A 20750-nucleotide genomic window follows, 5' to 3' on the forward strand; every position below is an offset into this window, starting at 1 on the left:
ATTAACTCTCCATCGCCTCTAATTCATCAATAATCATGTCTGACTCAAGTGCATAGTTTTGTTTTTTAATCACTCGCTTCGTTGCTGTTTTATTAAAAACAAGTTGGAATACGTCTGGTCTAGAGTAATGCCCTACAGGATCTGCAGCCGTTTTTGCAAGGGTAATCAGATTCAAATCTAATGTTGCATATAGAAGCCCCTCTTCATCTTCAGCCAGAGGTTCAACTAAATCTTTCCCATCTGGTCCAAAAATACGTGCATGACCGCCGCCGAGTTTAAGTAACTCTCTTTTTTCATCAGTATCGCACATCAAATCTTGCATCTCTTTAGACACAATTGCACATGGCGAGATTACAAAACATTGACCTTCAGCCGCATAAAGTCGAGATGCAGCAATGTTTACTTCAGGACCAATAGACCCCATATGTGGCTGATACAAAGAGAAACTTGGCCAAGCAGCAATATGAATCTGCTCATGCTGTGAATACATGGCATAGCGTGCTAAAGGTTGTAAATGTTCCCAACAACACAATGCACCTATTCTTCCCAAAGAGGTTTCATCTACACGAATTGAACTTCCATCACTTTCTCCAAATAAAGTGCGTTCAACATGCGTTGCTTTCAATTTACGGCGTGTAGAAACAGTTTCTCCTCTATTATCAATAATCCATTGAGAAATATATAAGCTTCCATGGTCTTTCTCACTGAAACCAAGTACGACAAAAATATTATTTTGCTTTGCAGCTTCTCGAATTAAGAATGCCTTTTCAGAATCTAACTCTAATGAGTTTTGATGATACTGATATACCAGAGGCATATTTTTCATAGGTGTATCTAGCCATAAGAACCATGGATATCCAGGAATCCATGTTTCAGGAAATGCAATAAGCGTTGCACCATTTTGGGCTGCTTGCTCAATCAGCTGAACTGTTTTATCTACAGTCGCGTCCAAATTCATAAATACGGGTGCAGCTTGTACACATGCAACTTTAATTTGTTGAGTCATTTGAGTTTCCTATGGGTCTGCTAAGTGCCTATTTATTTTTATAATTTAAATTTTTATGTGTGAGGTATTCTGAGAAAGAACGATAACTTGACTGACAGCGAACACCGCATGTTTTTTTAAAATTTAGGTATGAAATTTGCTTATTTTTTAATGCTTAATATTCGGATGTATATACGATGAAAACGATATGCTTAGATAATATTAAAACAAGTTATTTTGATACACGAGATATTGTTCTCAAACAACGTAATGACTATTGGCAAGATGCCATTAGTCAAGTTTTTGTTCCTTTAGACTCTCAAACAGAATCTTCAGAATCATTTTGGGGAAGGCTTGAATCACGTACATGTTCGGACTTAACCATTGTACGAGTACAAGGTGCATCACAACACGTCAAACGTTGCAGACAAAAAATACGTAAAACACCTAAAGATCTCGTGTTAATGAGCTTTATGTTAAAAGGAAAAATGGGACTAGATTATTACCAAAAACAAATTACCCTCAAAGAAAAGCAATTTGTCTTTTATGATACAGATCAAGAATATAACCTTAATTTAGACACTACCTTTGACCAAATTGTGGTTGCGATTCCAAAAGCACGTTTTGAAGCGAACTTTGGCATATCTAAAGACTTATATGGTTATAGTTTTGGAAAAAATCATCCTTTACAGCAGTTTTATGAACACTGTTTACAAGATATTTTTACTACAAACCAGCTATTTACTGAACCACAACAATACATGATTGAAGAACACCTATTTCACCTTATGACCCATATGGTCGCAGATCAATATCCAGTAAAGACCTCTTACTTATTCAACGATATCAAACAATATATGACTGCAAATCATGTCGATCCTCAGCTAAACATTCATGAAGTTGCTCAAGCATTTAGAATCAGTACCCGATATATCAGTAAACTTTTTCAAAAGGAAGATATGACCTTTGGTCAATTTTTATTGGCTGAACGACTTAGACATGCTAAACAACTTTTGCAAATTACACCTAAAGACATGTATGCAGTTAAACAAGTGGCATATGACACAGGATTTAACGATTTGTCTTATTTTTCCAGAGAATTTAAAAAATTATATGGACTTACTCCATCAGAAGTTCGTCCACTAAATACTTAGGTTTCGAGTGGCTAAGGATTTGATAAAATAAGTTGATAAAATGCTAAATCTAACCAACGATCAAATTTGAATCCGACTTCTGGCAAAGTACCAACCAGACGAAACCCTAATTTTTCATGCAAGCGAATACTGCCTTCATTTTGCGCATCTATACCACCAATCATAACGTGGATATTGTTTTTCTTCGCTTCTTGAATAATTTCTTCCATGAGCTTACGACCTAACCCACAGCCCCTAAACTCTTTATGAATATAAACCGAATGTTCTACAGTATGTACATACGCAGGAAAATTTCTAAAAGCGCCATAAGTAACAAAACCCATTAAGATCCCATGTTCATTTTCAAGACCAATCACAGGAAACTGCATACTTCGCTTAAGCTCGAACCACTTTTCTACATCTTGTAAGGTGCGTTCTTTGTATTCATACAAAGCTGTCGAATTTAAAATTGCATCATTAAATATTTCTAATATACGTTTACCGTGCTGTTCGAATGTACAACGTATCACTTGAAAACTGGTCATAAAAAATGACTCACTACTGCCATGAAGGTAGAAGTAGTTTAAGCAAAATATAAATTTTTAGAAGTAGCCAGATGAAATAATTATGAGGGTATTAATATAATTTAGAGTAGCTTACGAATGTAAGACTTGGTCCCGAGGGTCGGACTCGAACCGACACATCATCTCTGATAGTGGATTTTGAATCCACCGCGTCTACCAATTTCACCACCTCGGGAAGAGTATGGGGTTGTTATGTGTATATTACGCACTTTCTTTACATTGTCAATCTATTTACGTTCAGAGTGGTGGTTTTTAAACCACATACAGTTTAAAGCCTTTGTATGCTTAAAAGAGAAAATGTTTATAATACATAAAAACCGCTTTAATGATGACTATGCAACTCTCAGATTTTAACTTTGACCTTCCAGATGAGCTTATTGCCCGTTACCCACTTGAACAACGTAGTGCCTCACGTCTATTACATGTAGATGCTTCAGGTAATTATCACGATCATCAATTTACAGATATTGTAAATTTACTCAACGAAGGTGACTTACTTGTATTAAACGATACTAAAGTTATGAAAGCACGCCTTAAAGGTAAACGTGAAAGTGGTGGTGCTGTCGAAGTACTGGTAGAACGTATGCAAGATGAATTTGTTGCACACTGTCATATTAAAGCAAGCAACTCTCCAAAGCCTGAAACGACCTTATTTATCGGAGCAGGTGCCGTACCTGTTACTGTTAAAGGTCGTCATGAAAACCTTTACATCGTAGAATTTTCACAGCCTATTTTAACGGTACTCGATTTATATGGACAGCTACCAATTCCTCCTTACTTCAATAGAGAAGCCGAAGAGATTGATACGGAACGCTATCAAACCGTATTTAACGACCCGACAAAACTAGCAAGTGTTGCAGCGCCTACCGCAAGCTTGCACTTTGACGATGCATTACTTGAAATGTTAGAGAAAAAAGGGATTCAAAAAGCTTTTGTTACCTTGCATGTTGGTGCAGGCACATTTCTACCTGTACGTACCACTGATATTGAAAATCATATTATGCATAGTGAATGGTGCCAAGTTTCTTCAGAAACTGTTGCACTTATTCAAGCAACCAAAGCACGTGGCAATAAAGTTATTTCTGTAGGTACAACAGCAACTCGTGCAGTGGAAAGTGCTGCACAGGCACATGGCGGAGAACTCAATGCTTGGACAGGTGATACTCAAATATTCATTTATCCGGGCTATACATTTTGTGTTGTGGATCGTTTAATTACCAACTTCCATTTACCAGAATCCACCTTATTAATGCTTGTTTCGGCTCTATCTTGTCGTGAGAATATTCTTAAAGCGTATCAGCATGCTGTTCTCGCAAAATACCGTTTCTTTAGTTATGGCGATGCTATGCTTATTGATCAAGCAACAACCTAAATATACAGGGTTATATCACGTGAGATATAACCCTATTTTGATCGTATTATTCATGATCATGATCCACAAACCCCTTCTTTAAACCAAATCACTCAGAATAAATCTTTGAAAAAAACATAGACTTCCTTACAAAACACCTGAATAAAAGGTGGCATCTACAGGCATAATTTAGGAAAATAGATCACTTTTAAAGAAGTGCTTAGGCACTCAGTATCAGCGAACTGTTTTTTCGCCTCGATTCGGATGACATATGAAGTTTGAAAAGTTAGGTCAGTCAGGTCGTGCCCGTCGTGGCCGCTTAACACTTGAACATGGTGTAGTTGAGACACCTGTATTTATGCCAGTAGGTACTTATGGCACAGTCAAAGGGATGCTTCCTCGCGATATTGAAGAAATTAGTGCCCAAATTATTTTAGGAAATACCTTCCATCTTTATCTACGCCCTGGTCTAGAGGTCATTAAAGAACATGGTGGACTACATGAATTTATGAAATGGAATAAACCCATTTTAACTGATTCAGGCGGTTTCCAAGTATTTAGCTTAGGCGCAATGCGTAAAATTAAAGAAGAAGGTGTTACTTTCAGATCTCCGATTGATGGTTCTAAAGTCTTCTTATCGCCTGAAATTTCAATGGAAATTCAGCAAACACTTAATTCAGATATTGTGATGATTTTTGATGAGTGTACACCTTACCCAGCGACCCATGAACAAGCACAACAATCTTTACAGTTAAGTCTGCGTTGGGCGAAACGTTGTAAAACGGCACACACGAACAATGGCAACCCGAATGCACTCTTTGGAATTATCCAAGGCGGTATGTATGAAGACTTACGTGATGAATCTTTAAAAGGTTTGCTCGACATTGGTTTCGATGGCTATGCCATTGGTGGCCTCTCTGTTGGTGAACCTAAAGATGAAATGATTAAAGTCTTAGATTACTTACCAAGTAAAATGCCTGAAGATAAACCACGTTATTTAATGGGTGTTGGAAAACCAGAAGATATCGTCGAGGCAGTTCGTCGTGGTGTAGATATGTTTGACTGTGTGATGCCAACACGAAATGCACGTAATGGACACTACTTTGTAACAGATGGTTTAGTACGTATTCGTAATAGCCGATACCGTCACGACCAAGGGCCTCTAGACCCTCATTGTGATTGCTATACATGCAAAAACTTTACACGTGCATATTTATACCATTTAGAGAAGTGTGGTGAAATGTTGGCTTCTATGTTGGGCACAATACATAACTTACGTTATTACTTACGCTTAACGGAAACCATGCGCCACGCACTTGATGAAGGAACATTTGATGCCTTTGTAGAAGACTTTTATACACGCCGTGGTTTAGAAGTTCCTCCTTGTCCTGCTGAGTAATCTTTATACATTTGCGCTCAATGCCAAGACAAGGTACATTGCTCAAGTAATCAAGTATCTTTTTTGATTTTATTATTTAGGAAATTTAAATGAGCCTGTTTATTTCTACTGCTCACGCCGCTGAAGGCGCTGCACAGCAACCAAGTATGATTGCCAATATTGGTATGATTGTTGTCTTTGTTGCAATTTTTTACTTTTTAATTTGGCGTCCACAATCTAAACGTGCCAAAGAGCATCGTGCCCTCATTGAAAGTTTAGGTGAAGGCAGTGAAGTGGTTTTTGCAGGCGGTCTGATGGGTCGTATTACAAAAATTGACGGTGACTATGCTGTGGTTGAACTTAGCCGTGGTGTAAACATTAAAATTCAACGCTCAAGCGTGATTTCAGTTTTACCAGAAGGTACTTTAAATAGTCTTTAATTTTTTATTTCAAGTCGTGCAAATGCACGACTTTCTCATATTAAGAAGATAGCAAATGCGTTACCCTGCATGGAAATATTTACTAATCATCTTTGTTCTAGTGATTAGTACATTATACGCACTGCCAAGTTTGTACCCAGATGAACCTGCTGTTCAGATCTCGGGAGCGAAGGCTGGTACAACAATTGACCAGTCTATCTTACAAAAAGCAGAGCAAATTTTACAAAGTGAACAAATCGCAAGCCACGATAACAGCTTTACCAATAATGCTGCTTTATTACGTGTAAGCAACTCAAGTGCTCAATTAAAAGCACAAGATGCTTTACGTCGTGGTCTTGGTGAAAACTACGTTGTCGCACTTAACCTTGCACCAACAACACCATTGTGGTTACAAAAAATTGGTGCTAAGCCAATGAAGCTCGGTCTCGATCTTCGTGGCGGTGTTCATTTTCTACTTGAAGTAGATATGGACAAAGCGATTGCACAACGTATGGAAACATCTACGACTGATTTACGTCGTCAATTCCGTGATAATAATATTAAATTTAACAATTTAAGCTTAAATAATAATGTTATTACTGTGCAATTTACAGACAATACAGATCGCGATAATGCGATGGGGTTCTTACGCCGTAATGGCAATGAATTTTCTCAGCAAGCACTTGCAACAGATGCAGGTCCAACATTACGCCTAACGTATACAGATACACGTCGTCAAGAAATTCAATCCTATGCGGTTAATCAAAACTTAACAACGTTACGTAACCGTATTAATGAACTTGGTGTTGCCGAAGCTGTAGTACAAACTGAAGGTAGCAACCGTATTGTGGTTGAATTACCAGGTGTACAAGATACTGCAGAAGCAAAACGTGTACTTGGACGCACAGCAAACTTAGAATTCCGTCTTGTTGCAAATCAGAATGATCAATTTATTGATGCCTATACGGGCAAATATAATGGTCAGCCACTTCCAGCAGGTACAGAACTTTTTGCTTATCAATCGTTAAATAGCGGTCGCCAAATTTTATTACAGCGTAATCGTATTTTAACAGGTGAACGTGTTCAAAATGCATCTTCTGGCTTAAGTCAAGATTCTGGCGGTGCTGAAGTAAACATCACGCTCGATAGTGCTGGTGGTAAGCTCATGTCAGATGCGACCCGTAGTGCTGTTGGCAAACGTATGGCTGTATTGTTCATTGAGAATAAACAACGTATTACCTATGTAGCTGACCCAACAACAGGCGCTCAAACAGAAGTACGTACGCCATATACTGAAGCAGTTGTAATTAATGCAGCAACCATTCAACAAGTATTGGGTTCACAATTCCGTATTACGGGCTTAAGTTCACCACAAGAAGCAGCTGAGCTTTCATTAATGCTTCGTTCAGGCGCGCTCGCTGCACCGATGTACTTTGTTGAAGAACGTGTGGTTGGTCCAAGTCTTGGACAAGAAAATATCGATAAAGGCATTTTGTCTACTGAGGTTGGCTTTATTCTCGTAGCATTGTGGATGATCGTTTTCTTCCGTTTATTTGGTTTAATTGCAAACTTTGCATTGGTTTTTAACCTAGCCATGATTCTTACTATTATGTCTTGGATTGGCGCTTCCCTTACCCTTCCTGGTATTGCTGGTATTGTCATTACCATTGGTATGGCGGTCGATGCAAACGTTCTTATTTGTGAACGTATTCGAGAGGAAATGAAATGGGGCGCTTCACCGAAGCAAGCGATTGTTGCGGGTTATGATCGTGCCTATAACACCATTTTCGACTCGAATTTAACAACATTTATTGTTGCTTTTATTCTGTTCGCAATTGGTTCAGGTCCAATTAAAGGATTTGCCGTTACACTTATGATTGGTATCGTTTGCTCAATGTTTACAGCAATTACTGTAACACGTGCAATTGTCCAACTCATTTATGGCAAACGTCGTAACTTACAGAAGTTGAGTATATAAGGAGACACCTATGACCCAAGTAACTCAACAATCTGAAAAGCAATACGGCAGACCAGACAACGAGCGTATTATTCCATTTATGAAGATTGCTAAACCAGCAGCAATCATTTCTATTTTAATTACGCTTGCAAGTATCTTCTTCATTTGTACAAAAGGATTAAATCTTGGTTTAGATTTCACAGGTGGTATTGCAGCCGAAGTGACTTATCAAAAAGCAGTTGATCAAGATCAGGTTGTGAAATCGCTAGAATCTTCTGGATTCAAGCATACCGTTGTACAAACATTAGGAAGTAGTAGCGACTTACTCATTCGCATGCCTGTACAAGATGTCAAAGTTGAAGACCTTAATGCTGCTCTGACTAAAGCGATACAAGTACCGAATAATGTAGCAACGTTGCATAAAGTAGATTCTGTAGGTGGTCAAGTCGGTAATGAGCTTTATGTACGCTCTGCGGGTGCTGTTGCACTTGCACTTGCACTAATGCTTATTTACGTAACAATACGCTTCGAGTTTAAAATCGCTATGGGTGCTATTTTGTCGTTATTTCACGATATTATCGCTATTCTTGGCTTCTTTGCACTCATGCAATGGCCTTTCGATTTAACTGTACTTGCTGCTGTACTTGCTGTAATCGGGTTCTCACTCAACGATAACATTGTTGTATCTGACCGTATCCGTGAGAACTTCAGAAAAATTCGTGGTGCTTCACCACGTGAAATTATAGATATTGCACTCACAGAAACATTACGTCGTACTGTACATACATCAATGACATTAACTTTAGTGGTTGTGTCTATGATGATTCTCGGTGGTGATGGCCTACATTGGTTCTCTGTTGCAATGTTCGTTGGTATCTTCGTTGGTACTTACTCATCTATTTATATTGGTACAGCATTTGCACTTTGGAGAGGCTTAAATCGCCAAGACTTCATTGTACAAGTTAAACCAGAATTTGATGAAGAACATCACAACATTCCATAATCTCAATTATTATAAAAACAGCACCTTATGGTGCTGTTTTTATTTAAATATAATCTTAGCGTTCGCACCAATATCTTTATATGCAATAGTTAATATAGAGGAATCCATTTGGAAGCAATGGTAACGAAAAGTACCAAGCTGTTCATGATGAATCAGACTAAAATCTCTTTTATCATCTATATTTGTATTAATTGTTTTTAGGCTTAAACGTATACCTAAACCATGTGCTTTAAGTACAGCCTCTTTTGTCGTCCAGACCTTAAGCCAAAACATTTTATCTTTCCCAGATGCTTCCCATTTTTTTATTTCTTCAGCATGAAAGTATCTTTTTGCTAAAGCATCCATATTAATCTTTCTTGAGAAATCTTCGATATCTATTCCAATAGACGTCGCTGTATTCGTATATGCTAGGGCGTAATAGGCTTGACTGTGTGATTGATTAAAACTTAAATTTGGATGGTCTACAGCATAAGGCTTACCATATTCATCTTCCGTAATATTAAGTGGTAAGTCAGATTTTAGGAAATAACTTAAATATAAGTTACGTTGTTGTTGAATTAATTGCTTTTCTACTTTAGTTAAAGCCTTTATCGCTGTTGTACTATTTATAGATAATAGCTCATCAAGTTTAAAATAATGAATAAATATCTGTGTCTGCATATTTTCAGTCTACCAATTAAATGAAAAAGCCAAGCATATGCTTGGCTTTTAAAATATAAGAAAATTAACGCTTATATTTTTTCTCAGCTTTCTTGAATTTTTGCACATAACGACGACGACGTGCAGCAGTTCGCTCATCTAATTGTGACTTACGGCCTTCAAATGGGTTTTCTGAAGTCTTAAATTCAATTTTAACTGGCGTTCCTTCAAGTTTATAAACCTTACGGAAAATATTCTCTAGATAACGACGATAATCTGCAGGCGTTTTATCTACTTTGTTCCCATGAATGACGATCGTTGGTGGATTTTGTCCACCCATATGCGCATAACGCATTTTAATACGACGACCTTGAATCTGTGGTGGCTGATGTTGATCTGTGGCATCATTTAAGATCTGAGTCAGTTTTGATGGTGAAACTTTTAAATTCGCAGATTCATAAGCACGATGGATTGATGGATAAAGATCCCCTACTCCCGTGCCATGTAAAGCAGAAATAAGGTGGATTTTTGCCCAAGGGATAAAGTCGAAACGTCTTTCTACATCTAATTTTACTTGCTTACGATCATATTCGGACATATTGTCCCATTTATTAATCGCAATTACTAAAGCTCGGCCTGCTTGTAAAGCATAGCCAATAAGATGTAAATCTTGCTCAACGATACCTTCTCGTGCATCAATTACAGCAACAATCACATGTGCATCTTTAATCGCTTGTAAGGTTTTCACAATTGAGAATTTCTCAATCGTTTCGTCTACCTTACCCTTACGTCGTACACCAGCGGTATCAATCAGTGTATATTTACGCTCATTGCGCTCATAAGGAATATAAACGGAATCACGTGTTGTTCCCGGCATATCATATACAACAACACGGTCTTCACCTAAAAGACGATTTACGAGCGTCGATTTACCAACGTTTGGACGACCAATAACAGCTAAACGTAAACCTGTGTGTTTGTCTAAGACTTCTGAGCTTTCGTCTTCAGGTACATCTACTAAAATGTCTTCTAGCATTTGCGCAACACCACGACCGTGGCTAGCTGCAACATGGATAGGTTCGCCTAAACCAAGCTTATAAAACTCAACGACAGCCGCTTCTGCATGTACACCATCAACTTTATTGGCAACTAAGAAAACTTTTTTGCCAAGTGTACGCAAATCTCTTGCAATTTGCTCATCAGAAGCCAATAAACCCGCACGCGCATCTACGACAAAAACAATCATATCTGCTTCATGAATAGCAGTTTTGGACTGCTCAGCCATGTAGCTATCTATGCCTTGTTCACTTTCACCAATACCACCTGTGTCTACCACAATAAATGATTTATTTTGATATACAGCATCGCCATATTTGCGGTCACGAGTTAGACCAGCAAAGTCAGCCACAAGAGCATCACGGCTTTTAGTGATTTGGTTAAATAATGTCGATTTTCCGACATTTGGACGCCCAATCAGCGCAATTACGGGTTTCATAAATTAACGATTCTGCCAAACGCTTAAAGCGCCTTTTTGAGTTGAAACATAGAGTTGGTTATCAATAACACGTAATGACGTCACATCACCTTTTGTCATTGAGCGACCAATAATTTTCCCTGTACTTGGATCAATTAAGCTTAATGCACCATCAAAATCTCCAACCACAAGGTCAGAGCCAAATAATACAGGGTTACTTAAATTACGATGTAGAAGCTGATCATTTTCCCACAACTTCTCACCTGTCAACAAGCCATAAGCAATAATTTTACCATCCATTGTAGTGACATATACAGCATCTTGAGTCACTTGTGGACGTTTATTACTGCTGACATTATCACTCCAAACAACCTGTTGTTGCTGCAAGTCTGTGACAGTTACTTGTCCTTGATAGCTTGTCGTCACCATAAACTGACCCATCATAACAGGATCGCCATCGATATCGTTCAAGCGTTGTACATCTGTTGAACCTTCAGCAACGGAAACACGACGTTGCAGACGAGGAATACCACTTACAACATCTATGCCATATACATAGGCATTTGCTGTTCCAATCAGTACCGTATTTGGATCCAATTGTGTTGGTGCAGCTTGTCCACGTAAGCTTAAAGTGACTGTTGGTAAACGATAAGTCCAAAGCTGTTGACCAGAAGAAATGTCATGTGCATACACATTTCCATCATTAGTTACTGTAATCACACGGCCTTGTTGAATATGCGATGGTGTAATAATCGGGCCAGATAATTGGCTGGTCCACTTTACTGTTCCTGTTGCTTGGTCCAAAGCAAAAAGTTGACCTTTTTGATTACCCACAATAACCATACCACTATCTGCTACGGCACCAGCACTTAGAGTCTCATGCTTAGCAATACGTGTTGCCCAAAGACGTTTATTGCCTTGAAAAGCTTCAACTGTATCTTTGTTCGGATCAATCAAAAATAAAGTTCCATTATCTACAGCAATTTGTAAACGTAGAGGATCATATTTATTGGTTGCAGAAACATGTTCAGAAAAAACCTGATGTAATGTTTTTGCTTGAACAAGCTTAGGAAGAGGATTAGGTTTAATTTTTTCTACTTTTGGTTTATTGCTTGAGCAACCCACAAGAGCGGCAGCAACAAGAGTCAGCACAAAAGGTATTTTAAATCTTTTATTCATTTAAGAGTCATCCGCTTGTGTTTTCAAAATTGGACTTTCGATATCTGGATCATCTACCAAAATGCCAACACTTTCCAGTTTAGTGCGTAAAATTTGAGGTTGCTGTTTATGTTCAACAGCTTCTTTCCATGCGCTTTGATAAGCAGTACGTGCGTTATTTATATCATTTTTATAAACAAAAACATCGCCACGTGCTTCATCTACCGTCGACTTAAATGATGGCAACTTGATTAAATCAAGAGTTTTTACTGCTTCATCATATTTGTTTTGGGCAATTTGTGCGTATGCAAGATGTAAATTGACCAACGCAATCAATCCTTCATCTGAAACCTTAGCGCTTTGTACTTTTTTCAATGCACGTTCAGCAGATGCATAATCACTACGGTCAGTATAAGCCTTAGCAATCACCAATTCTGCTTGTAATGCTTGTGCAGTATCTGGTCCATTATTCACAATTGCATCTGCAGAGGTAACAAGACCTATCATTGCATTTTTATCTGTCAATGAAGCAGATTGTGCTTGATCCATCAGTTGTTGTACGCGAGCTGTTTCATTTTGCCCTGTTACAAGTTGCTTTTTCTGCCAATAGTTCCAGCCAAAAAACGCAATTAATGCAATGAGTACTCCACTAACAACTGCTGAACCATATTTTTTTGTCAGTGATTTTAAATTGTCGAGTTGCTCTTCTTCTGTTAGTGCACTACTCATCTGACGGTTCCTTCACTAAATTAGATAAGATAAATTAAGAAAACTGTTTCAGAATAAACGAAGTAATTTCTGAAATTTCAATCTCTGTTTGTTCAGCATTTGCAAGTGTTTTAAAAGCTACATTTCCAGCTTCATATTCACGCTCTCCTAGAATCATTGCAAATGTCGCACCAGATTGATCTGCTTTTTTCATTTGGCTTTTCATACTACCTTGAGAGCCTACTTTTAAGCGAATAGTTGAACCTACAGCCTCTAACTCATTTCTTAGTTTTTCTGCCAAAACAAGTGCCTTACCTTGATATTTTGGATCAGCCACTAAGAAGACTTCACAATCACGAACAGCTTTCACTTCTTCTACTTGCTCTAACAATAATAGAAGACGCTCCATACCCATTGCAAAACCAACAGCTGGTACAGATTGATTTGCCTTACCTTTAAGTTGTCCAACAAGGCCATCGTAACGACCACCTGCACATACTGTTCCTTGCGAACCTAGTGCTGTGGTTGTCCATTCAAAAACAGTCTTATTATAGTAGTCTAATCCACGTACAAGCTTTTGATTCACAACAAAAGAAATTCCTGCATCCGAGAGGTATTCTTTTAGTTGATTAAAATGCACCATACTTTCTTCTTGCATAAAGTCATGCAATTTTGGTGCATTTTCTAAAATTTTCTGAGTTTTTTCATCTTTCGAATCTAAAATACGTAGAGGATTTGTGCTTAAACGACGTTTAGAGTCTTCATCAAGATCAGCTTGATGCTCTGTAAGAAACTCAACTAATGCATTACGATAAGCTGTACGCTCATCCATTTCACCCAAAGTATTCAACTCAAGTTGTACTTTATCTAGCACACCCATTTGTTTCCACAAACGCGCTGTCATGAGTATTAATTCTGCTTCAATGTCAGGTGTTGCAACACCAAATGTTTCCACACCAAACTGGTGAAATTGACGATAACGACCTTTTTGAGGCTTTTCATAACGAAACATTGGGCCGACATACCATACGCGAGGTGTCGCACCACGAAGTAAGTTATGCTCAAGCATGGCACGAACACAGCCTGCTGTACCTTCAGGGCGTAGAGTCAACGATTCTGGTGGATTACCTTTGTCTAAAAAGGTATACATTTCCTTTTCAACAATATCTGTTGCATCACCAATTGCACGCTTAAATAACCCTGTTTGCTCGACAATTGGCAAACGAATTTGTTGGTAACCGTATGCATCCATTAATGATGCTAAATGATGCTCCAAACGTCGCCATGCAGGCGTTTGTGTTGGAAGAATATCGTTAAAACCTTTAATTGCAACAATTGAACTCATGATGATGAACTACGAATAATTTCTTTTGATTTTGCTTTTTCAAGCTCTTTAACACGTTGGCGAACCATCGTTTCGATTTCATCGACCAAATGGTTGGTATCGATGAGATGGCTTTTATCACCGTTACGATAAACAAGTGAACGCGGGCTTGCACCAACTACCCCAATATCTGCCTCTTTTGCTTCGCCTGGACCGTTTACTTTACAACCAATGACCGACACATCCATAGGCGTACGAATATCTTCTAAACGTTCCTCAAGAGATTGCATGACCTTAATGACATTAAACTCCTGACGTGAACAACTTGGACACGCAATAAAGTTAATACCATTTGAACGTAAGCTGAGCGATTTTAAAATATCAAACCCGATTTTTATTTCTTCTTCTGGCTCTGCTGCCAAAGAAATACGCATTGTGTCGCCAATACCATCAAGTAGCAATCCGCCTAGCGCAATGGCTGATTTGACAGTACCTGTACGGTAAATACCTGCTTCAGTCACACCTAAGTGCAGAGGATTATCAATCTGTTGTGAGAGAAGTCGATAGGCATCAAGGGTTAAAAATACATTTGATGCTTTTACGCTTACTTTAAACTCATGAAAGTTTAGACGATCTAAAATATCTATATGACGTAAAGCAGATTCAAGTAAGGCTTCGCCTGTCGGTTCACCATATTTTTTTTGTAAGTCTTTTTCAAGTGAACCCGCATTTACACCTATACGCATAGAAATGCCATGATGTTTCGCAGCAGCAACAACTTCTCTAATTTTTTGTTCAGAACCAATATTTCCTGGATTAATTCTTAAACAATCCACCCCGTAATCAGCAACCGCTAACGCAATCTTATAGTCAAAATGAATATCTGCAACCAGTGGTACATTCACTTGTTTTCGAATTTCACCAAAAGCACGAGCAGCTTCCATAGAAGGCACAGACACACGCATGATATCTGCACCAGCTTGTGCGCAACGCTGAATCTGTGCGACAGTTGCATCTACATCACATGTTTCAGTATTGGTCATACTTTGAACACTAATCGGTGCATCACCACCAACATAGACGGAACCAACACGTATTTTTCGGGTTGGGCGACGCTTAATCGGGTTTACTATCATTATTACTGCTCAACTTTGTCTTTTAACGTGATAAACGGAAATCTGCTTTACCATTTACCGTATATGGAGACAATGAAATAGGTTCACCATTTAATTTTAATGACACTGCATCAGCATCGTTCAAACGAATTTGAAATGGTGTCTGTCCTGTCAAATTTAAACTTTCAGCTTGACGACCAGTCGCCAATACTTTTCCTGTCGAATCGACAATATTTAAAGATGTTGGACGAGAAATATGAAGTTCTAAACGATCGCCAGATATAGCTCCGCCTTGATCGACTGAAATCACTTGTACGTTAGATTGTGCATTTGCAGGTTGCGCTTGTTTCTTCTTTGCCATCCAATTTTGAATACCAGCAATAATTAACCATGCCACCAATAACACAACAACAAGTATGACAACACGCTTTAACCATTTACGACTTCTTTCTTTATTAGAACCAGAAAGTTTCCCCATAATTTTTATTGGAGAGTCTTTTAACCCATGGTGTGCTTGCAGCCCCGTATCATTTTGATAAATTTCATCAAATCTTTGAATAATTGTCGAAGCATCTACATCTAAATGTTTGGCATAACTACGATAATATCCTTTAATAAAGGCAGGCTCAGGCAATGATTTATAATCATCTTTCTCTAAAGCTTCAATCGTACGCAATGGAATATTAAGCGCTTGCGCAATAGAAGATAAGTCATACTTTTTATTTAGGCGAACATGGCGTAAGTATTCACCAGGACGTTGGACATTACCTAATGTATTCGGAGTCGACTGCTTACCTGCCGATTGTTGTGAATTTGGATTTACTTCCATACCGCCTCAGTACTGTACTGTAATTTCAAATAACGCTGATATTCTTGGCTATCAGGATATAATGCGCGCAACTGATTCACCAAGATCTGCATACTCATATTATCACCATTCGCACGCGCAATGCGAATTCCAACCCAAAGTGCTTGAGCACTTTGATTTTTGCTACCAACAATGCGTACATAGCCCTCATAAAAATCTGAAGCCGTATTATATTGTTGGCGCTGATACATAATTTCTGCCAATTCTACCAAAGCAACAGGCGAACTCTGATCAGCTCTTAGTGCACTCATGAAAGCCTGCTCAGCAGCAGTTGTATTCCCCAAACGCAAATAGGTTTGTCCAAGATTTTCTAAGGCCATGGCTCTTTGATCATAACCTAATGTAGAGCCCGCAATTTGTAATTGCTTCTCTGCCTCATTATAGCGACCCAATTGGTAAAGATAACGACCATAGTTATTACGAATTTGCGCATCTGTTGAATTTAAAGAAATTGCTCTTTTAAAGTAACGATCTGCTTTTTCAAGGTTACTTGGACTACCTTCTTGTTGTAATAACACACCCATCATCATATTTGCAGTTGCATCACGGTCATCTTTTTGTAATGCCTCATCTAAAGACCGTTTTGCTGCATCCAAATCGCCAGAACGAATATACTCTGCTGCAATTTGTGTTCTTACTTCAGCAGATTTTTTAGGATCTTGCTTCAAATTGCTTTGGGTGGTCTGGCACCCCTGTAAGGTTAAACTTAAAATTAGCCCCACAACTGCATATGATGATATTTTTTTCACGCACTTGCCTCTACATTATTTTATCCTTGAGATCGAATAATTTCGCCTTGCTGTGCAATTTTCTTTTTCCATTGCTCTGCACGACGCGTTCGATCCGCGACCTGTCCAACGAGTTGCCCACATGCTGCGTCAATATCATCACCACGCGTTTGACGAATTGTACATACAAAACCAGCATCAGATAAAGCCTTTTGAAAAGCAATAATTCTATTTCTGCTAGAACGCCCATAAGGTGCATGAGGGAACGGGTTAAACGGAATTAAATTTATTTTACTTGGTAAATCTTTCAATAATTGTATAAGTTGTTGTGCATGTTCAGCGTGATCGTTTACACCATCTAGCATGACATACTCGATTGTGACGTGTTTACGTGCACTTTCGTTACCATCTTTGCGAATATAACGCTGTGCAGCGCCAATAAGTTGCGCTAAAGGATACTTTTTATTAATAGGCACAAGCTCGTTACGCAAAGCATCGTTAGGTGCATGCAACGAAATAGCCAATGCAACATCAAGTTCCTCTGACAGTTTATCCATCATGGGTACAACACCCGAGGTAGACAAAGTTACACGGCGTTTAGACATCCCATAAGCAAAATCATCCAACATAAGAGACATTGCTTTAACCACAGGTTTGAAATTTAATAATGGCTCACCCATACCCATCATCACAACATTCGTTACAGAACGTGTACGATCAGCAAGTGCTACATCTTCCATATAAGACTGATTTGCAACCCAAAGTTGTCCAATAATTTCATCTGGTGTTAAATCGCGCTGGAAACCTTGCTTCCCTGTAGAACAAAAAGAACAGTCAAGGGCGCAACCCACTTGTGAAGAAATACATAATGTTTTTCTTGCCCCAGTTTTATCATCGGCTGGAATAAGCACAGTTTCTACCAGTGAACCCGCCCCGTCTCCCACGCGGAAAACCCATTTACGGGTACCATCTTTAGAATAGTTTCTGTGTACAACCTCAGGGGCTTTAATTTCACTAATACGTTCTAATTTTTCACGCAGTTTCCCAGAAATATTTGTCATTTCTGCAAAATCAGTTACAAAATACTGGTGAATCCATTTCATGACCTGCCCAGCACGAAACTTTTTCTCGCCTAGACTTTCAAAAAACGTCTCTAATTCTGCCCTCGACATACCCATGAGATTAACTTTTGGGGTTGTATTCTCAGGCTGAGATGTGGCGTTATGGTGTTCACCCGTAACAGACGATGAACTAACTGCTTCATGAGCCATGTATATTACCTAAATAATGTCGAAAGAGAAAAAAAGAGAATGCTTTTCAAGCAAAAATGTAAAGCATAAAAAACCAGATAAGCATTATAACACTTATCTGGTTTGAAGTGGCCGACGAATTAACGTGTACGTGGGCACACTTCTGTTTGTGCGAAGAAGTAAGAAACTTCACGCGCAGCAGATTCTACAGAGTCAGAACCGTGAGCAGCATTTTCATCGATGCTTACAGCAAAATCTGCACGAATTGTACCTTCAGCAGCTTCTTTAGGGTTTGTTGCACCTAAGATATCACGGTGAGCTAATACAGCATTTTCACCTTCAAGAACAGATACTACAACAGGACCAGAAGTCATAAATGCAACTAGATCGCCAAAGAAACCGCGCTCTTTGTGCTCAGCATAGAAACCTTCAGCTTCAGCTTTAGACAAATGCTTCATTTTTGTTGCAACAACTTTAAGACCAGCTTTTTCAAAACGTGCAAAAATATCACCGATGTGGTTTTTTGCAACTGCGTCAGGTTTTACGATTGATAACGTACGTTCAATTGCCATGATTGGCTCCTTAAACAAGAGGTGAAAAAAATTTTCCGCATTATAGCGGTGTCAGCCGAAATAATCAGCTTTGAATCTATAAAAGTCTAGTTTTTTATGTGTTTTTTAGTCTGCTTCATCAATCCAAGCCATTTGAATCGCTTCAAGTAAGCCCTCTGTAGATTTATTGGGATCATCACCAAACTCAGGCAAAGCACAAATCCATGCATGTAAATCTGTAAATCTTACCCACTGCGGGTCTACCTCTGGATGTGCTTCTGAAAGCTCAATTGCAATATCAATAGTATCTGTCCAACGTAAAGCCATAACTACTTCCTAGATTCAAAAATTTAAACTTAAGCTACTTTAACAAAAAAATCAGACGGAATTCATGATCACTTATTTTTCTATAACAAAATATTTAAATGAAACGACAAGTGAATAACTGCTATAGCTAAGACTGTACCTAAAATTGCACCTACCAAAACATCACTCGGATAATGTAACCCCAACACCATGCGCGATAATGCAACACACAAAGTAAATGGCATCATAAAGAATAACAAAATAGGCTGAATATACCCCAAGACAATGGTCGATAAAACTGCATGTAAGGTATGACCCGATGGAAAACTAAAATGGTCTAAGGGCCGTTCTCCCAATACAATGACCTGATGCACTTGGTAAGGTCTAGGCCGTGTCGTTTTGTGCTTAAGTAGTTTATATAAAAGCGTTGCGCAACTACTTGCTACCATTAAATAAAGTATTTGGAATAAATAACTGGTTGATTGCATATACCAAACAAGAAACATCATGGCATACCAAAAACCTCCATCTCCCAAGCGGCTTATCACTTTAAAAAATTTTGCCACAGCCTTGACCTGAGAAAATTGATTTAAATAAATACAACCTTTTAAATCAAGCGCGAGCATTCTTATTTTTAGATCTTGTAACATCACGATTGCCCCCAAACCATTTTTCTAATTTCAAGCGATCAATATTATTAATTATTTTCACCACTCAACTTATCGTTAAAGCATGACACCATTATGAATACCATAAAAAAAGCCCCACGGTAAAGTAAGGCTTTTTTTATTCAAAAGATAAATTAGTTTTTATCTTTATCAATAATTTTATTTGCTTTAATCCATGGCATCATTGCACGTAGTTTTCCACCAGTTACTTCAATACCATGTGCTGCATTTTGACGACGACGTGCAGTCATAGATGGGTAGTTTAAAGCACCTTCTTGAATAAACATTTTCGCATATTCGCCAGACTGAATACGTTTAAGTGCATTACGCATTGCTTCACGTGATTGATCATTAATCACTTCAGGGCCTGTTACATATTCACCATACTCAGCATTATTTGATACTGAGTAGTTCATATCTGCAATACCACCCTCGAACATTAAGTCTACAATTAATTTCAACTCATGTAAGCATTCAAAGTATGCCATTTCTGGTGAATAGCCTGCTTCAACTAATGTTTCAAAGCCTGCTTTTACAAGTTCAACTGCACCGCCACAAAGTACAGCTTGCTCACCGAAAAGATCAGTTTCTGTTTCTTCACGGAATGAAGTTTCAATAATACCTGTACGACCACCACCTACGCCTGAAGCATAAGAAAGTGCAACGTTACGTGCATTACCAGAAGCATCTTGATGAATTGCAATAAGATCTGGAACACCAGAACCACGCTGGAATTCTGAACGTACAGTATGACCAGGTGCTTTTGGCGCAATCATAATTACGTCTAGGTCTTTACGTGGTACAACTTGGTTATATAACACAGCAAAACCATGTGCAAATGCAAGTGTTGCACCTTCTTTGATATTCGGTTCAATCACATCACGGTAAAGCTGAGACTGGAACTCATCTGGTGTTAAGATCATTACAAGATCTGCACCTTTTACAGCTTCTGGTACTTCAGCTACTTTTAAGCCAGCACCTTCTGCTTTTTTCCATGATGCAGAATTCGCACGTAAACCTACAGTAACTTCTACGCCAGAGTCTTTAAGGTTTAAAGCATGCGCATGACCTTGTGAACCATATCCAATAATTGCTACTTTTTTGCCTTGAATGATTGACAAGTCACAGTCTTTATCATAAAAAATTTGCAT

General features: G+C 38.5%; 21 protein-coding genes and 1 tRNA gene. 6 read left to right on the forward strand and 16 right to left on the reverse strand.

The features are described from left to right. Nucleotide 1 precedes the first annotated feature (1 nt). The gene (locus I2F23_RS04540; protein ID WP_195771379.1) at nt 2-1006 is read right to left on the reverse strand and encodes a carbon-nitrogen hydrolase family protein; all 1005 of its coding nucleotides are present in this window, start codon (nt 1004-1006) and stop codon (nt 2-4) included. A 176-nt stretch (nt 1007-1182) separates the two neighbouring features. On the opposite strand from I2F23_RS04540, the gene I2F23_RS04545 reads away from it, so the two are divergent. Further along, nucleotides 1183-2139, forward strand: a complete 957-nt coding sequence (locus I2F23_RS04545) for an AraC family transcriptional regulator (RefSeq protein ID WP_195771380.1) — start codon at nt 1183-1185, stop codon at nt 2137-2139. Nucleotides 2140-2150: 11 nt separating this feature from the next. On the opposite strand, the gene I2F23_RS04550 is transcribed toward I2F23_RS04545, so the two are convergent. Continuing rightward, nucleotides 2151-2663 carry a GNAT family N-acetyltransferase gene (locus I2F23_RS04550; RefSeq protein WP_195771381.1) on the reverse strand — a complete coding sequence of 171 codons (513 nt, stop codon included), beginning with the start codon at nt 2661-2663 and terminating at the stop codon, nt 2151-2153. Between the two features lie 127 nt (nt 2664-2790). Continuing rightward, nucleotides 2791-2877: transfer RNA gene (locus I2F23_RS04555), tRNA-Leu, on the reverse strand. A 159-nt stretch (nt 2878-3036) separates the two neighbouring features. On the opposite strand from I2F23_RS04555, the gene queA reads away from it, so the two are divergent. The 5 genes from queA to secF all read left to right on the forward strand — a co-directional run bounded on the left by queA (nt 3037) and on the right by secF (nt 8810). Continuing rightward, entirely contained in the window at nt 3037-4074 is a 1038-nt protein-coding gene (gene queA / locus I2F23_RS04560; RefSeq protein WP_195771382.1) for a tRNA preQ1(34) S-adenosylmethionine ribosyltransferase-isomerase QueA, read from the forward strand. Between the two features lie 250 nt (nt 4075-4324). Further along, nucleotides 4325-5452: a tRNA guanosine(34) transglycosylase Tgt gene (gene tgt / locus I2F23_RS04565; RefSeq protein WP_195771383.1), complete on the forward strand. Its 1128-nt coding sequence runs from the start codon at nt 4325-4327 to the stop codon at nt 5450-5452. Between the two features lie 89 nt (nt 5453-5541). Next, nucleotides 5542-5871 (forward strand): preprotein translocase subunit YajC, encoded by a 330-nt coding sequence (gene yajC / locus I2F23_RS04570; protein WP_195771384.1) that lies wholly within the window; start codon nt 5542-5544, stop codon nt 5869-5871. A 55-nt stretch (nt 5872-5926) separates the two neighbouring features. After that, the gene (secD, locus tag I2F23_RS04575) at nt 5927-7828 is read left to right on the forward strand and encodes a protein translocase subunit SecD (protein WP_195771385.1); all 1902 of its coding nucleotides are present in this window, start codon (nt 5927-5929) and stop codon (nt 7826-7828) included. 10 nt (nt 7829-7838) lie between these two features. Further along, nucleotides 7839-8810, forward strand: coding sequence for a protein translocase subunit SecF (gene secF / locus I2F23_RS04580; protein WP_195771386.1), 972 nt, complete (start codon nt 7839-7841; stop codon nt 8808-8810). 39 nt (nt 8811-8849) lie between these two features. On the opposite strand, the gene I2F23_RS04585 is transcribed toward secF, so the two are convergent. The 13 genes from I2F23_RS04585 to ilvC all read right to left on the reverse strand — a co-directional run bounded on the left by I2F23_RS04585 (nt 8850) and on the right by ilvC (nt 20750). Next, on the reverse strand, nt 8850-9470 hold the full coding sequence (locus tag I2F23_RS04585) for a 4'-phosphopantetheinyl transferase family protein (protein ID WP_195771387.1): 621 nt from the start codon (nt 9468-9470) through the stop codon (nt 8850-8852). 64 nt (nt 9471-9534) lie between these two features. Further along, the gene (der, locus tag I2F23_RS04590; protein ID WP_195771388.1) at nt 9535-10944 is read right to left on the reverse strand and encodes a ribosome biogenesis GTPase Der; all 1410 of its coding nucleotides are present in this window, start codon (nt 10942-10944) and stop codon (nt 9535-9537) included. 3 nt (nt 10945-10947) lie between these two features. Then, complete coding sequence (gene bamB / locus I2F23_RS04595) at nt 10948-12102, reverse strand: outer membrane protein assembly factor BamB (protein WP_195771389.1); 1155 nt, start codon at nt 12100-12102, stop codon at nt 10948-10950. After that, nucleotides 12103-12810: a YfgM family protein gene (locus I2F23_RS04600; RefSeq protein ID WP_195771390.1), complete on the reverse strand. Its 708-nt coding sequence runs from the start codon at nt 12808-12810 to the stop codon at nt 12103-12105. A gap of 34 nt (nt 12811-12844) precedes the next feature. Beyond that, nucleotides 12845-14134 carry a histidine--tRNA ligase gene (gene hisS / locus I2F23_RS04605; RefSeq protein ID WP_195771391.1) on the reverse strand — a complete coding sequence of 430 codons (1290 nt, stop codon included), beginning with the start codon at nt 14132-14134 and terminating at the stop codon, nt 12845-12847. Continuing rightward, nucleotides 14131-15249, reverse strand: a complete 1119-nt coding sequence (gene ispG, locus I2F23_RS04610) for a flavodoxin-dependent (E)-4-hydroxy-3-methylbut-2-enyl-diphosphate synthase (RefSeq protein ID WP_195771392.1) — start codon at nt 15247-15249, stop codon at nt 14131-14133. Before ispG ends, hisS begins: the two co-directional genes overlap by 4 nt. Nucleotides 15250-15271: 22 nt before the next feature. Next, on the reverse strand, nt 15272-16057 hold the full coding sequence (locus I2F23_RS04615) for a helix-turn-helix domain-containing protein (protein WP_195771393.1): 786 nt from the start codon (nt 16055-16057) through the stop codon (nt 15272-15274). Continuing rightward, the gene (gene pilW, locus I2F23_RS04620; protein WP_407647996.1) at nt 16048-16836 is read right to left on the reverse strand and encodes a type IV pilus biogenesis/stability protein PilW; all 789 of its coding nucleotides are present in this window, start codon (nt 16834-16836) and stop codon (nt 16048-16050) included. Before pilW ends, I2F23_RS04615 begins: the two co-directional genes overlap by 10 nt. Nucleotides 16837-16865: 29 nt before the next feature. Beyond that, nucleotides 16866-18095, reverse strand: coding sequence for a 23S rRNA (adenine(2503)-C(2))-methyltransferase RlmN (gene rlmN / locus I2F23_RS04625; RefSeq protein ID WP_195771395.1), 1230 nt, complete (start codon nt 18093-18095; stop codon nt 16866-16868). A 119-nt stretch (nt 18096-18214) separates the two neighbouring features. Beyond that, the gene (ndk, locus tag I2F23_RS04630; protein WP_195771396.1) at nt 18215-18646 is read right to left on the reverse strand and encodes a nucleoside-diphosphate kinase; all 432 of its coding nucleotides are present in this window, start codon (nt 18644-18646) and stop codon (nt 18215-18217) included. A gap of 105 nt (nt 18647-18751) precedes the next feature. Beyond that, entirely contained in the window at nt 18752-18952 is a 201-nt protein-coding gene (iscX, locus tag I2F23_RS04635) for a Fe-S cluster assembly protein IscX (RefSeq protein ID WP_195771397.1), read from the reverse strand. A gap of 80 nt (nt 18953-19032) precedes the next feature. Then, the gene (locus I2F23_RS04640; protein ID WP_195771398.1) at nt 19033-19584 is read right to left on the reverse strand and encodes a phosphatase PAP2 family protein; all 552 of its coding nucleotides are present in this window, start codon (nt 19582-19584) and stop codon (nt 19033-19035) included. A gap of 149 nt (nt 19585-19733) precedes the next feature. Beyond that, a complete protein-coding gene (gene ilvC, locus I2F23_RS04645) occupies nt 19734-20750 on the reverse strand; it encodes a ketol-acid reductoisomerase (protein WP_195771399.1) in 1017 nt (338 codons plus the stop codon).

It is taken from the genome of Acinetobacter pollinis (assembly GCF_015627175.1).
In the GTDB taxonomy this organism is placed as follows: Bacteria; Pseudomonadota; Gammaproteobacteria; order Pseudomonadales; family Moraxellaceae; genus Acinetobacter; species Acinetobacter pollinis.